Origin of the sequence: Butyrivibrio sp. NC2007, from assembly GCF_000421405.1 — a bacterium.
Lineage (GTDB): Bacteria > Bacillota > Clostridia > Lachnospirales > Lachnospiraceae > Butyrivibrio.
The window spans coordinates 132,705-147,245 of sequence record NZ_ATWY01000003.1 but is presented as its reverse complement, the minus strand read 5'-3'; the positions used below and the strand labels follow the sequence as shown (position 1 = coordinate 147,245).

The following is a 14,541-nucleotide window of genomic DNA, read 5'->3' as shown; positions in this document are numbered from 1 at the left end:
AAAAATTATAGCACAATTAATGTACCACAAATAAGAATAAGAAAAACAAAATAAGCAAAAAAATTAAAGCCGCAATAAGAACCTTTTTTCCCCGGTCTGTACGCCTTGCAAAGCTGCTAAACCAGCCGCCGGCCGTATCCGGAGTCATGTCATCGCCCCTGTATTTTGTGGGGTCAATAGAGCGCATTTTGCTGGCTGTAAGAATCAGGAAATCAAAGAGCTCACGGTGGTTTTGAAGGAAAGAAACAAGCTCTTTTGGCGCATTATTAAGCCTAAGAAGGCCTATTATGGAATTTGGGCTTGCGCCTACAAACTCCATGAGGAGCTCGTGATTGGTAACAAAGTCAATTACGCCCAGCATCGCGGTATCAAAGCCGTTCTGGCTCAGGATTTCCTGTAGAGATGCCATTATCTCCGGCTTTTCTTCCTTGTATCTGAGAATGAAGGCCAAAAGGTCAGCGGTATTATCGCTGTATTTTTCTCCGGTAAAAGAGCTGATGATGCCCTCGGAGTCATTGTTTTTGGCGCAGACAATGATGTTTGCAAGGGCGTTGTAGAGCATCTCCTTCTTGCCCGAAGGGTAGGATCTCACAAAGCTGTTGAGCATATGGTCAAGATCAGACATTCTCTTATCCTGCTTTTGCGCCTTCCAAACTGAAGGATCGCCCTGATCATCAAAGAAAAGAAGAGCGTTTGAGCAGTGATTCTCGACAAAACCAAGTCTTCCGAAGTTTGTACCAAGGTAATAGGTCCTTTTTCCCACGTCATTGAGGAGGATATTAACAAAATCGCTCTCTGCGTTGATGTTAAGGATCTTATCCTGATACTCCCTGATATTTGAGGCATATTTTTTGATGAATTCGTCGTTGAAGCCCTGTCCGTCCATGGCGAAGCAGTTGTCAACGCTTTCATCCATGAGCGTTATGAATTTGGACTTGTTTCCACCCTTTGAATGGCCGGTAACGGTAATGATATCGTAGCCTGAAAGGTCGAGGGATCTGTACCAGTCCAGAGCGCTTTGCTGATAGGCTGTGGGAACTCTGCACAGACCTGAGAGATTGTCTATCCACTCTGCATCTCCCTCAGTTCCCTTAAAGCCAACGATGGCCTCGTTATAGGCAGGATCGTAGAGCAGAGCGCTTCTTCCGCCGCCAGCATCCGAGCTCTCAATGTGGACCTGCATAATGATCATATCCTTAAGGTGCTGATTCTTATTTACAGCCGCAAGGATCTCTTTGTACTCGGAGCCGGTGATTCCGGTGCTGTACTCCTTGTCATCCTCGATAAGGTCAGAGTTTTTCAGCGTTCCCTTTACGTAGTCACCTATGGTTTTCATCTCCTGGCCTGGAGAGAGAAAAGTTCCCTTTGGACCACCGAGATTTTCCGCGTACAGCAGGTTATTTATCAAAACAATTTCTTCAATCGTAAGATTACTGTTCATTTAAAGCCATCCCCCATTGGTTAGAGCTGCAAAGTGCTGTTTACAGTGTAAAACTGTCGGAATATAGCCTCTCTCTGGCTGGATCGGCATCTTTATCCTTTAATATCACAACATAGTAGTCTCCTGTGAATCTCTTTTGGGAAAAGACCTTTTCCAGTGCCGGAAGCACATTGTCGTAGGAAGAGGGTTTAAGCTCTGAGCCGTCCAAAAAGACCTTGATATCGTTTCCTGCGTTAATTTTGCCGGTCAGAACATCAAGGGCCGACATGTCTTTTACCTCATCCGAGCCGAATTGCTCCCAGAAGGAGACCTTTACATCTATGGCAGCAAAGCCCGCTTCTGATGTGGCTCTTTTAATGTTTCTTGCGATTTCGTCACTGATCAGTTCTCCGTAAAAATCGTCTGTGAGCTCATAATTTTCGCCATCAGGCGTACCTTTTGCGACGAAGGAGGATTCATTTGTAGCATTTCCATCGGCATCCAGTGCGTTGTAGAACCACTCGTCATAATCCCTGGCTGTGCCGGCCATGGGAGTACAGCCCGTAACTTCAAAGCGCTGACCCGGGTACTTGCTGCAAAGATACGCTTCTACGTCCTGCGTTTTTATTTTCATTTCGGTGTTGTTTTGATCCATACTCACCCTCCGCATTAATCTATCTTGACTCTTATGACCGGTCTTATGGCCCCGGCCGGCTTGTTTACGTACTTTTCATCTATAGAGATGACTCCGTCAACGGTAACTATGGGCGCCGTCAGTGCAGCTACGCCATTATCGCCCCTAAGCCACCACCAGGAGGTCTTTACATTTGTCATATCCCACTCGTGGTGCTTACTCAGGTCGTTGATATTTGTTCCCTGGGCTTTAGCCATAGGCGTGATGAGAAGTTCTCTTGATACATCCGAGGAAAAGAGCTTTTCAGCTTCCGAGGCGGTCAGAAGTGATACAAGGTCGCCGTCTATGGAAAGCATGTCCGGACGCTCGTATTTGCTAAAGGATTTAATGGACTTATCAGAGTTTATGAGCCCCCTCAGGTCACTGTCCTCCCAGGAAATTGCCGTGTGATGCTGGTGGTAGTAGCTTCCGGCAAGACCCATTTCTGATATCAGAAGAGCGCTTTGATCGTCTTTTTCAAGGACTATCCAGGTAATGTGCTCTTTTCCCGGGATAGAAGGATTTATGTCGAAGTGTCCCCATTCGACGATATCTCCGACCTGTGAACTCTTAAGCTGTGCCTGCTCTTTTGAGTGTTCGCCTTTTAGTATGACGGATTTGCCAACGAAGAAATAAATAACGGTCGCGATGATTAGAATGCCCGCTATTAAGCCAAAAATCCTGATCCGTTTCGCTCTTTGCTTTTCAATTATTGCTTGCTCGAGGGTGTCATTTTTAACTCTCTTGGTATTAAGAAGAGCGGTAATCTTTTTCACCAAAAATTTCACGACAGGGGCAATGAGTGCAGAACAAAGCATGCTGCATATAAACACAACCGTATAGCGGACAAAATCGCTCATTTCACGTGAGCCAAATATCTGATTCACAAAAAGGCCGTGGATGAGGAACAGCTCAAGGCTCATATTGCGAATGAATAGAAGCGCTCTGTTTCCTATTGACAGCCTCATATTGAGGATCAGGACAAAGCTAGTAAAAATGATGGCAGAAACACTTTGGATAACTAACGTTATGGATGCATCCCGCATTCCGTGGTGCACAGCCTCATGGTAGTAACCTAAATGTTTCTGAGCAAATACACTTATTCTGACTGAAACTATTGTCAGTATAGCAAAAAGAGCAAGCATCAGCTTGTAATGTTTAACACAAAAAGCTGAGAATTTGTCTTTCATGCCTGCAAAAAGGACTCCAAAAGCGAAAGTAATTGTCGAATTGTACCACCACTCGCCCTCAAACCAGCGAGGCTGAGTGCCTTTGGTATTGTGTCCCTGCAAGAAACCATAAACAATGATGCATACAGTAGCAATACACAAAAGAGCTGTGGCAAGCTTTCGGTTTTTTACAAATCTAAACAGTACATGAAAGATGATATAAAAAAATACAATCTCAATTATGTACCAGCCATTGCCGTTTATGAGAGTGACTCCTGCTATTGCACAGGCTATCTCGCTTGCAGAGAGTTTTGGCACCGGGAGAAATGAAACCAGAATGACTGCGAGAATATTGATGGTCCAAAAGGGAATCAGAACCGCAGGAAGTCTCTTTTTCAAAAAGCTCTTTAAATAATCCGGCTTGGTGTTTAGGCTGGTCATCAGGCCGTACCCCGAAAAGAAGAAAAACAGGGCGGTAAAAAGGTATCCGATATAGCTAAAGAGCGTGATCGGTCCCTTTGGACGAAATCCGTAAACCGATATCTGCTGAGTCACGTGGTGGATGATTATCGCTAAACAGGCAAAGGCCTGAATGTTCTTGCTCTGATCAAGGCTAAGAAAAGTGTCGGAAATAAGACCTTTTTTTGAAAGTGTCGCACAATAAAAGGTTATAACAAAAAGAAGTATTGGAAATATGAGCAATAGTAAGTTTTGCATACACTTATCTTAAACCACGGACACAGATTTAACAATAATTTACTAATGGATGATAAAATATAATAAGGAGACTATGTCAATGAAGAAAAAGACTGTATTTACAGCCGCAGCCATAGTTGCCGGAAACGGGATCGGAAGCGGAGTCATGGCTATTCCGTATTTCGTGTCCAAGGTAGGCTTAACGGGCGGCGTTATAGCTTTTTTAACAGCATATATTATCAGCGCGCTGCTTCATCTGATGATCGCCCAGATCATGCTGACAATGGGTGAGACATCTGATATTCTCGGCGCTTTCAATGTCTATCTGTTCAGAGGCAGGTTTAATAATGTCTTCAAGATAGCCTTCTTTATCATCATGATAGTGGTGCTTGAGACAAACCTTGCAGCCTATATAACTGGAGCTTCCGCTATTATGGCCGATTTTTTGCCGGGAGTATCAGAGAAGCTCCTTGGCACCGTGTTTTTCGTCCTGGCGGCGGTTATTGTCCTTCTTGGCCTTAGAGCCGTTGCAATAGGAGAGAACGTAACGGTCAGCATAATGGCGGTAATTCTCTTAATTGCGCTGTTTTTCTCGTTCAGGAACATTAATCCTTCTATGGCCATTGAATCCATAGGGTTTGATACTGCAGGTCTTTTGCGCCTTGCAGCTACATACAGCATGATCATGTTCTCTTTTTCCGCGATATTTGCTGTGCCCCAGGTCATCGAGTGCCTGGAGCATGATGCGATAAAGGTCAGAAAGTCCATATACCTGGGGCTTTTCATGAATCTGGTCTTGTCAGCCGTCATAACCTTCTGCACCATAATCACATCAAAAGAGGTGACGAAGGTGGCCATAGTCGGCTGGGCTGACGCAGTTGGTGGAATAATCCGCATTTTGGGCTCGGCGTTCATAATCCTTGCCATGTTCACGTCCTACTGGTCCATCGGATTTGCCACTACTGAAATTATTTCAAATCAGACCAAAAGGACCTTTGGACTTAGCTTTATTCTGGCCACTGTCCCTGCGCTTCTACTGACATTTCTTTTATCAAACGGCTTCATGGAATATATGAAGCTGGCAGGCGGCGCTGTGGCAGTGATCATATCCCTGATGGTCATCCCCACCTATCTGATATCCGTCAGGGGGCAAAAGACATCCATCCTGACGCCCATAGAGGCTTCAAAAGCGTCGGTAGTAATCGTATTTGCAATGTACATCGTAATGGCCGTAGGGTCACTGATTTCTGTCTGATGGGAGAAAGAATGAGAGTAGCGTTACTGGCACCTGCAGGTGCAATGCACAGATATAACGGAATGTTCCACAAGAACCTTCATTATGCGCCAATTACCCTGGCGCTCCTTGCTGCGTACCTTCCGGATGATGATGTGGTCATTTATGACGAGACGGCAGAGCCGATCCCTCTTGATCTTCAAGCGGATGTGGTGGCTATCACCAGCATCACCGGTACTGCTGAGCGCAGCTACAAATATGCGGACTACTTCAGAAGCCGCGGTATTCCGGTTCTCATGGGCGGCGTTCATCCGACGCTTATGCCTGAGGAAGCCAAGGAACATGCGGATTCTGTTTTGGTGGGTCTTGGAGATCGGACCTTCAAGCAGGCCATAGAGGACGTTTCAAAGGGCTGTCTTAAGCCGTTCTACCGGGATGAAGGAGGGTGTCCTTCCATAGCCGGTCGCCCCATTCCTCGAAAAGATCTTTTGAAAAAAGACAGATACATCACCTTAAATACCGTTGAATGCGTCAGGGGATGCAACCATTCCTGCTCATTCTGCGCCTATCCGGCGGCTTTTGGACAGCACGTTTTAACCCGTCCGGTGCAGGATGTTATAGACGAGATAAAGACCTTTAAGGGGAAATTTGTTATATTCCCCGATGTTAACCTGATTGCAGACGTGAATTATGCAAAAGAGCTTTTCACGGCCATGATCCCACTGAAAAAATGGTGGTTTGGCCTTACGACCACGGCCATTGGAAGGTGTGACGATCTGATTGAGATCTTTGAGAAGAGCGGCTGTAAGGGACTGCTCCTTGGTTTTGAGTCCGTAAATCAGGAGACTCAGAGCGAGATCAACAAGAATGTCAACAGAGTGGATGACTATAAATGGCTTATGGACAAGCTTCATGAGCACAACATCCTGGTCATGGGCTGCTTTGCCTTCGGAAGTGATGAGGACGGAAAAGACGTCTTTGACAGAACGGCGCAGCTGTGTCTGGATGCCAAGATTGACCTGCCCAGATTTTCGATTATCACGCCATTTCCGGGCACAAGTTTTTACAACGAACTGGAAGCTCAGGGAAGGATAACTGAGCGAAACTGGGCCCTGTATGATGTTGAGCACGTAGTCTACAAGCCGGCGCAGATGACCAAGGCAGAGCTTCTTGAGGGAATCGAGCGGGCTTGGAAGACGTGCTATTCCTGGAAAGCCATATTTAAGCGCTTTGATTTTAAAAGAGTGCATCGCTGGCTCTTCATTTATATGATCGCAAATATCGGATATCGCAAGTACGCAAAGAAGTTCGGGGATTATGACGAGGCAGTCATGATCGACAACTCGGACATTCCGGACGTAACCTGAGCGCATAAAAAAGGATTCTGGATGAAAGTATTACTGGTTTTACCCTGGCACAGTACCGACATGAGCTACAGGAGCAGGTTTTCAAGCCTGTTTACCTATCCGCCCTTAACACTCGGTGCTCTGGCAGCAATAATTGAAAAAGTGCATCACGACTGGGTTATTGATACCGTTGACGAGATATCCGGCAGGGTAAGGTTTGATAATTCCTACGACATTGTCATGATAACGGCAACAACGCCAACTGTGGTAAGAGCTTATGAGATTGCGGATAAATTCAGGGAAATGGGAGCGTATGTCTGCATTGGCGGGTATCATGTGACCTACTGCCGGCAAGAAGTCCTTCAGCACGCGGACACTGTTTTTATCGGTCCCGGAGAGTATACTGTGCCAAAATTTCTTGATGACCTTTTGACTGGAAATCCCCTTGATACCTACGAGGGGAGCTGTGTTATGGGAAAAGACATCCCATCTCCCGACAGGTCCAAGATCTCCCATAAGAAATACCTCAAGTACCCTCCTGTGGTAGCAAATCCCGGATGCCCCAACAGATGCAGTTACTGCGTCATCAGTCAGATGTGGGGCGAAGCGACAGCAAGGCCCATAGAGGATGTGATAAGTGAGATAAAGAGCTTAAAGAGTAAGATAATCGTGTTCTTTGACCCGAATTTCTTCGGAAACAGGGATTATTCCATTAAGCTGATGAAAGAGCTGATGGGGCTTAAGATAAGGTGGGTCGGAAGCGCCACCATAGATGTTGGGTTTGATGAAGAGCTGCTTACTCTTGCCGAGAGGAGCGGCTGTAACGGACTTCTGGTGGGACTTGAGTCCGTAAACCAGCAGACGCTTAATAAAGTCAGAAAAGGCTTTAATAAGCCCGAGAGATACAAAGAAGCGGTACAGAACCTGCAGAAACACGGCATCATGGTAAACGGCTGTTTTGTACTTGGAATGGACGGAGATACTGAAGAAGATCTTATGGATCTTCCAAGGCAGGTGGATTATCTGGGAGTTAACCTTGCAAGGTTCTCTATCCTGACTCCTGTACCCGGAACTGGACTGTATAAAGAGCTAGAGGCTTCGGGACGTATTATCACCACCGACTGGGCGGACTACACCCAGCATAAAGCTGTATTTAAGCCGGAAAACATGACCCCCGAGAGGCTCGAGCAAATATACAGGTATGTTTGGAAAGAAACCTATTCATACAAGAATATCTTCAAGAGAATAAAAAGGGTGACATCAAAGGGAATATCCGCCAGAATCATTGCTTTTGGCGCTAATCTGGGATTTAAGTTCCTTGGCATGGAAGGGTAAATAAAAAGGGATGAAGATTGCATTCATCAAAGTAAATATGATGTACAGCAAGGGGAAGGATGCTCTAAAGCCCCTGGTTTTTGCTGTGATTGAGAGGCTGACGCCCAAAGAGCACGAGCTTGTTTTCTACGATGAGCGAATAGAGAACGTTCCGGATACTCTGGATGCCGATATTATCGCCTTTTCAGTTGAGACCTTTGCAGCAAGACACGCCTATGAACTTGCAGATAAGTACAAGAGAGAGGATAACCTTATAGTCATGGGCGGCTTTCATCCGACTGCGCTTGAGGAAGAAGCTCTTTTGCATGCGGACGTAGTCCTAAAGGGCGATGCTGAGGAGACCTGGGGAGAGTTTATAAAGGACGTGGAGGAAAACGGCTTAAAGCCTGCAAAGCGCGTCTATCAGGCGGAGAATAAGTGTGTCATGTCCTATGTTAATCCCAACTCTTCCTGTTATGAGAGCAAAAAGTACCTGCCACTGGCCATGGTCCAGGCATCAAGGGGCTGTAAGTTTAATTGTGATTTCTGTTCAATAAAGAGCCTCTACCCCGGTGGAGTCAGGCAAAAAGACATTGAAAACGTGGTAAAAGAGATCAGCGAGTGCAAAGAAAAGCTGTTGTTTTTCATTGATGACAATCTCTTTTTAAACGAGGAGAGCGCTATAGAGCTGTTCAGGGCCATAAAGCCTCTTAAGAAGAAGTGGGCCTGTCAGATAAGTTTAGAGATCGCCTTCAGGGATGAGCTTCTAAAAGAGATGTACGAGTCGGGCTGCTTTATGGTGCTGATCGGCTTTGAATCCCTTAATGAGAACAATCTTGAGATTATGAAAAAGAGTGCCAATCTAGGCATCTTGAGAGGTGGCGAAAAGTCAGGGAACATCGCGCACTTGGAGGAGGCCATAAAAAATATCTATAAGCACAACATAATGATCTACGGAATGTTTGTGCTGGGCTATGACTATGACACGGCAGATTCCATCAGGGATACCTATGAATTTGCTGTGAAAAACAACCTTGCTATAGCTAATTTCAATCCGCTCATGATACTGCCCGGAACACCTTTGTTTGAGAGAATGAAAGGCGAAGGGCGCCTTAGATTTGAAAAATGGTGGCTTGATCCCGGTTACAGATACGGCGATGCCATGTATTTCCCCAAGGCCATGAGCCCCGATGAACTTAAAGATGGTTGCAGAAATGCAAGATTTAGCTTTAACACCTATCGAAATATATTTAAGAGAATGATGGGAGAGAGGGTAAACCATAGGACGCTTCTGAACATGTCTGTGTTCCTGGCCATCAACCTCATATCCCGCAGCGAAATACACAGAAAACAAGGCGAAAGTTTATGAAGATAACTCTGATAAAACCAAATATCGGAAGAAGAGAGCACAGCCTGTATGTGGATAATGCCAGCATGGAACCGCTCCAGCTGGGTATTCTGGCAGCTCTTACTCCGGAAGATATAGAAGTAGTCATGTACGACGACAGGCTTGAGCCAATTCCCTATGAGGAAAAGACCGATCTGGTGGCCATAACCGTCGAGACCTTCACGGCGCGCAGATCCTATGAAATTGCCGATGAGTACAGAAAAAGGGGCGTCAAGGTCATCATGGGAGGCATCCACATAAAGCTCCTGCCGGAAGAGGCCGAGGAACATGCGGATTCCATCATGATCGGAGACGCTGAGAGCCAGTGGGGCAACATGATTAAGGACCTGCGACGCGGAGAACTAAAAGAGAGGTACATCTGCACAGCGCCAAAGGTGCCACAAAAGGGAATCCTGACCAGACGCAGCATTTATGAGGGCAAGAAGTACATGCCAATATCTCTTTTGCAATTCTCGCGAGGATGCGGCTTTAACTGCAAATACTGCGCCAGCAGTGTATATTTCGAACAACATCATTACACCAGGGACATTGACGAAGTGGTGGCAGAGATAAAGTCACAGAAGAGGAAGCTCCTCTTTTTCGTGGATGACAACATCGTGGCCAATAAGGCCAGGGCAAAAGAGCTGTTCAGGGCCCTTATTCCACTGAAGATCCGGTGGGTCAGCCAGGGAAGCATAGATATGCTCGATGATGAGGAACTCATGAGTCTCATGGTAAAGAGCGGATGTCTGGGGCTTGTAATAGGATTTGAGTCCATAAAGCCCGAGAGCATTGAGAACATGAGAAAAGGCGTAAATCGTAAGTTTGTGGCGGATAACTACAAGGAAGCCATAGAAAAGCTAAGACATTACGGATTGCAGACCTGGGCAGCGTTTACCATAGGCCATGATACCGATACTCTGGAGTCCATCAGGGCAACATACGAGTTTGCAAGGCGCAATAAGTTCACCTTCGCTGCCTATAACATCCTGATGCCATATCCAGGAACTCCGCTCTATGATGAGCTTAAGAGTCAGGGAAGGCTTTTATACGACGGCAAATGGTGGCTGCATCCTCAGTACAAGTTCAATTACACGGCATTTATTCCAAAGAACATGACTCCGGATGAGCTCACAGAGGCAGGATTTAACTGCAGAAGGGATTTCAACAGCCTTGGGTCCGTCCTGTACAGGCTCTTTGAACCGAGAACAAACCTGCGAAGCCCCGTCAGGTTCTTTACTTACATAATCTACAATCCGGTATTCAGAAAAGAGGTATTTGAGAAACAGGGCATGACCTTTGGATGCCTTGAAAAGGACGAAGAGGAGAGAAAGCTTGAAGGTAACCTTGATCCTGCCGGCAATCGGCAAGAAAACCAATGAAAAATACTTAAAATCCTGGCTCATGGAGCCCCTTACAATAGCTGTACTCAGCTCTCTCCTTCCTGCAGACTGCGAAAGAGAGTTTTATGACGACAGGATTGAGAGCATAAACTACGACACCGACACGGATGTTGTGCTGATCACCGTTGAAACCTACACAGCAAAGAGGGCTTATTACATATCCGAGCAGTTTAGAAAGCGCGGCAAAAAGGTGGTCATGGGCGGTTATCACGTAACCCTTGTGCCCGATGAAGCTGCGCAGCACTGCGACGCAATAATGATCAATAACTGCGGAGAGAATATAAACAGGCTCCTTGAGGACTTAAAGAGCGGAAATCTGCAGAAACAGTATGTGGGAAAACCCTGCATAGACTACAAGATGGCAGACAGGAGCATCTATAGGAAGCAGCAAAAGAAATATCTGCCTGTTTCACTGGTTGAGACAGGGCGAGGTTGTTTCCACAACTGCGAGTTCTGCTCCATTGCAAAATACTACGATTCCAAATACATCCACAGGGATGTTGCAGATATCATTGCAGAGATGAAATCCTGCAAACACAAGCTCTATTTTCTCGTGGATGACAGCATTTTTTCCAACAAAGAATTCGCCAGAGAGCTATTTACAGAGATCAAAAAGCTGCATGTAACCTGGACCACACAGATAACGCTTGATATTGCAAAAGACGACGAAACCCTGCGCCTTATGAAGGACAGCGGCTGTGAAATGGTGCTGATAGGGTTTGAGTCCATCAACAGCGGAAATCTTAAACAGATGAACAAGGAGTGGACAGCAAGGCTGGGCGAGAGGGATGAGCTCATCGAGAAGATCCACGAGGTTGGCATCAGTATTTATGCTTCCTTCGTATTTGGCTTTGACGAGGACACGGAGGAGAGCTTTATCCAGACCTTGAAGTTTGCCATGAAGCATCAGTTCTTTGTAATAGCCTTTAATCACCTTCTTACCTTCCCCAATACGCCTACCTACAAGGCTTTCCAGGAGGAAGGAAGACTAATCTGCGACAAATGGTGGCTTCAGGAAGGGTACACCTTCGGAACAATCTCTTTTGTCCCCAAAAACGTAACTGCCGAGGAGCTCAGGGCTCTTTGCAGGAAGTATAAGACCAGATTCTTTGAGTTCAGATCAATAGTACAAAGAGGCGTTACCTGCTTTAGGCGCACCAAAAAGCTTCTTATCAACTTTGCTTACTGGTACATAAACATCCTCTTCCACTTTGAGGTTGATCAGAGGATTGGCATTCCCGTGGGCGAAAATCTGGAGGAGGCCAAGAAATGAGCAATGTCTTTTCCTTTGCCACAAGTGAAGACGGAGCCGGAATCTTAAAGATCATGGAGAGCGATATTGCCCGGGGCGAGATAAGACTCCTTTATACAAGGCGTCCGAATCCCTATGACTCCTTTATGAAGGAGAGCGACAAAAGTGTTGTGGGGATATTTAAACGCGATGGAGAAATCGTGGGTACAATCGCCGGAATTCCTAGAAATTCGCATGTTGCGGGAGATGAACATAACACATGTTATGTGACAAACATGAAGCGTCTCCATGATTTAAAGAGCCGTATCAACTGGATAGAGGCCTTTGAGAAGATGTACGATCCGCTGGATTCCTCCGTATATTTCTGTTCCGTGGTAAAAGAGAATACGGATGTCCTTAAGATGCTCAAAAAAGAAAGGCCAAAGCTTCCATACGCAGTGGACATGGACGGCTACAGGACATATATAATAAGCCCCACAGCGCTTGTAAGGAATACATGCGCGGATCTTAAATTCAGAAGGGCAACGGAGGCTGACAGCGCCGATATTCTGGCATTTCTTAAGACCTGGGGAGGGGCAAAGAGTCTTTTCCCTGTCATTGACAGCCTGGGTGGTGAGAATGTTCCTGAGGCTAAAGACTTTTATATTCTTCACAGGGATGGTAATATAAAAGCTCTTGGCGCCCTTTGGGACAGATCTGATACCAAGCAGTACGTAGTAGAAGAGTATTCCGGGAAAGTGGCCCTTTTGCGAGCTTTTAACCCGCTTATTTCAAGGCTTGGCTATGTGAGGATACCTCCGGAAGGAACACAGATAAAGTTTGCCTTTCTCTCATTCTTTTTAGCTGAGGAATACAAGTGCGATTATTACAGAGCATTTCTACATCACATAAGAAGTGAGATATCCGGGGCCTACGACATGTTTGTTCTGGGCACAAATGATCACAACGAAAAGAGAGAGGTGCTGGACGAAGTGAGATCGCTGAAGTTCGATACTCAGCTCTGTGAAGTGGTCATGGAGAATTTCAGAGGTGCTAAGAGAGTAAACTTTGATTACACAAATATAGAAGTGGAGTGTGCATTACTATGAGTATTTTAAATGTTGAGCATCTGACCCACGGTTTTGGTGACAGAGCTATCTTCGATGACGTTTCCTTCAGACTCCTAAAGGGCGAGCACATCGGCCTTGTGGGCGCCAACGGCGAGGGAAAGTCGACTTTTATGAACATCATAACCGGTCAGCTTATGCCTGACGCAGGTAAAATTGAATGGGTCAAGAACGTGAAGGTGGGCTACCTTGATCAGCATGCAGTCTTAAAACAGGGCATGACCATTAAGGATGTGCTCGCTTCAGCCTATGACGAGCTCTTTGAAATGGAGCGCAGGATGAACGAAATCTGCGATGCCATGGGTGAGGCAGATGAAAAAGAGCTTGAGGACTATATGGAGGAGCTTGGAACCATTCAGGACCTTCTTACCAATCACGATTTCTACCTGATAGATTCAAAGATTGAGGAGGTTTCAAGGGCCCTCGGATTCTTGGAGCTGGGCCTTGACAGGGATGTTACCGAGCTTTCCGGCGGACAGAGAACAAAGATACTGCTTGCGAAGCTTCTTTTACAAAAACCCGATATATTGCTTTTGGACGAGCCTACAAACTATTTGGATGCTGAGCACATCGTATGGCTTACCAGATACCTTCAGGAGTACGAGAATGCGTTTATCCTGATCTCTCATGACATTCCATTCCTCAACAGCGTTGTAAACATCATTTATCACATGGACGGCTATACACACGCCCTGGAGCGCTATGTAGGCGATTACGACAAGTTTATGGAAGTATATGAGGCCCAGAAGGCGCAGAGAGAAGCTGCTTACAACAGACAGCAGCAGGAGATTGCAGAGCTTAAGGACTTCGTTGCCAGAAACAAGGCCAGGGTTGCCACAAGAAATATGGCCATGGCAAGGCAGAAGAAGCTAGATAACATGGACCTCATCGAGAAGATCCAGGAAAAGCCCAAGCCTGAGTTTTATTTCAAGACAGCCAGAACCCCCGGTAAGTTCCTCTTTGAGGTAAAAGATCTTGTGATAGGCTATGGTGAACCCCTTTCAAAGCCGCTTAATCTGGCCATTGAGAGAAATACCTTCACTGTTCTTACAGGAGCAAACGGAATCGGAAAGACCACTCTTTTAAAGAGTATTCTCGGCATAATACCTCCGATCTCCGGTAAGGTTCAGAGGGGTGAAAACGTTGAGATAGGGTATTTTGAGCAGGAGATGCCACCGGATATCGAGACCACCTGCCTTGAGGAGATCTGGAATGAATTCCCCGGTTTTTCACAGTACGAGGTAAGGTCAGCCCTTGCTAAATGCGGACTTACAACCAAGCACATCGAGAGTAAATGTAAGGTCCTCTCCGGAGGTGAGCAGGCAAAGGTAAGGCTCTGCAAGCTAATGAACAGAGAGTCCAACATTCTGGTGCTGGATGAGCCCACAAACCATCTGGATGTCGATGCAAAGGAGGAGCTTCACAGAGCTCTCAAGGAGTACAAGGGCACAGTCATTATGGTCTGCCATGAGCCTGACTTCTATCAGGACCTTGCTACAGACGTACTTGACTGCACGAAGTGGACAACAAAGCTGATTTAA

General features: G+C 46.1%; 11 protein-coding genes. 8 read left to right on the top strand and 3 right to left on the bottom strand.

Features of this window, described 5'->3' with window-relative positions:
* Positions 1-16 precede the first annotated feature (16 nt).
* The 3 genes from G632_RS18725 to G632_RS0103520 are packed head-to-tail and all read right to left on the bottom strand — an operon-like array spanning position 17 to position 3,979.
* On the bottom strand, positions 17-1,441 hold the full coding sequence (locus G632_RS18725) for an Mbeg1-like protein (RefSeq protein ID WP_022767654.1): 1,425 nt from the start codon (positions 1,439-1,441) through the stop codon (positions 17-19).
* 40 nt (positions 1,442-1,481) lie between these two features.
* Entirely contained in the window at positions 1,482-2,075 is a 594-nt protein-coding gene (locus G632_RS0103525; RefSeq protein WP_022767653.1) for a hypothetical protein, read from the bottom strand.
* Positions 2,076-2,089: 14 nt separating this feature from the next.
* Positions 2,090-3,979: an acyltransferase family protein gene (locus G632_RS0103520; RefSeq protein WP_022767652.1), complete on the bottom strand. Its 1,890-nt coding sequence runs from the start codon at positions 3,977-3,979 to the stop codon at positions 2,090-2,092.
* A gap of 79 nt (positions 3,980-4,058) precedes the next feature.
* Between G632_RS0103520 and G632_RS0103515 the strand changes: the two genes are divergently transcribed.
* The 8 genes from G632_RS0103515 to G632_RS0103480 are packed head-to-tail and all read left to right on the top strand — an operon-like array spanning position 4,059 to position 14,541.
* Positions 4,059-5,213, top strand: coding sequence for an aromatic amino acid transport family protein (locus tag G632_RS0103515; RefSeq protein WP_022767651.1), 1,155 nt, complete (start codon positions 4,059-4,061; stop codon positions 5,211-5,213).
* Between the two features lie 11 nt (positions 5,214-5,224).
* Positions 5,225-6,559, top strand: coding sequence for a B12-binding domain-containing radical SAM protein (locus G632_RS0103510; protein WP_022767650.1), 1,335 nt, complete (start codon positions 5,225-5,227; stop codon positions 6,557-6,559).
* 21 nt (positions 6,560-6,580) lie between these two features.
* Positions 6,581-7,873: a B12-binding domain-containing radical SAM protein gene (locus tag G632_RS0103505; protein ID WP_022767649.1), complete on the top strand. Its 1,293-nt coding sequence runs from the start codon at positions 6,581-6,583 to the stop codon at positions 7,871-7,873.
* Between the two features lie 10 nt (positions 7,874-7,883).
* A complete protein-coding gene (locus tag G632_RS0103500; protein WP_022767648.1) occupies positions 7,884-9,221 on the top strand; it encodes a B12-binding domain-containing radical SAM protein in 1,338 nt (445 codons plus the stop codon).
* Positions 9,218-10,621 (top strand): B12-binding domain-containing radical SAM protein, encoded by a 1,404-nt coding sequence (locus G632_RS18720; protein ID WP_022767647.1) that lies wholly within the window; start codon positions 9,218-9,220, stop codon positions 10,619-10,621. The genes G632_RS0103500 and G632_RS18720 overlap by 4 nt, the downstream gene beginning before the upstream one ends.
* Entirely contained in the window at positions 10,575-11,915 is a 1,341-nt protein-coding gene (locus tag G632_RS0103490) for a B12-binding domain-containing radical SAM protein (protein WP_022767646.1), read from the top strand. Before G632_RS18720 ends, G632_RS0103490 begins: the two co-directional genes overlap by 47 nt.
* Positions 11,912-12,982, top strand: a complete 1,071-nt coding sequence (locus G632_RS0103485) for a hypothetical protein (protein ID WP_022767645.1) — start codon at positions 11,912-11,914, stop codon at positions 12,980-12,982. The genes G632_RS0103490 and G632_RS0103485 overlap by 4 nt, the downstream gene beginning before the upstream one ends.
* Positions 12,979-14,541 (top strand): ABC-F family ATP-binding cassette domain-containing protein, encoded by a 1,563-nt coding sequence (locus G632_RS0103480; protein WP_022767644.1) that lies wholly within the window; start codon positions 12,979-12,981, stop codon positions 14,539-14,541. The genes G632_RS0103485 and G632_RS0103480 overlap by 4 nt, the downstream gene beginning before the upstream one ends.

Coding starts and splice junctions, on each gene's coding strand:
- G632_RS0103520 (WP_022767652.1), bottom strand. CDS start 3,979: ATGCAAAACTTACTATTGCTCATATTTCCAATACTTCTTTTTGTTATA.
- G632_RS0103505 (WP_022767649.1), top strand. CDS start 6,581: ATGAAAGTATTACTGGTTTTACCCTGGCACAGTACCGACATGAGCTAC.
- G632_RS18720 (WP_022767647.1), top strand. CDS start 9,218: ATGAAGATAACTCTGATAAAACCAAATATCGGAAGAAGAGAGCACAGC.
- G632_RS0103480 (WP_022767644.1), top strand. CDS start 12,979: ATGAGTATTTTAAATGTTGAGCATCTGACCCACGGTTTTGGTGACAGA.
- G632_RS0103510 (WP_022767650.1), top strand. CDS start 5,225: ATGAGAGTAGCGTTACTGGCACCTGCAGGTGCAATGCACAGATATAAC.
- G632_RS0103500 (WP_022767648.1), top strand. CDS start 7,884: ATGAAGATTGCATTCATCAAAGTAAATATGATGTACAGCAAGGGGAAG.
- G632_RS0103515 (WP_022767651.1), top strand. CDS start 4,059: ATGAAGAAAAAGACTGTATTTACAGCCGCAGCCATAGTTGCCGGAAAC.
- G632_RS18725 (WP_022767654.1), bottom strand. CDS start 1,441: ATGAACAGTAATCTTACGATTGAAGAAATTGTTTTGATAAATAACCTG.
- G632_RS0103485 (WP_022767645.1), top strand. CDS start 11,912: ATGAGCAATGTCTTTTCCTTTGCCACAAGTGAAGACGGAGCCGGAATC.
- G632_RS0103525 (WP_022767653.1), bottom strand. CDS start 2,075: ATGGATCAAAACAACACCGAAATGAAAATAAAAACGCAGGACGTAGAA.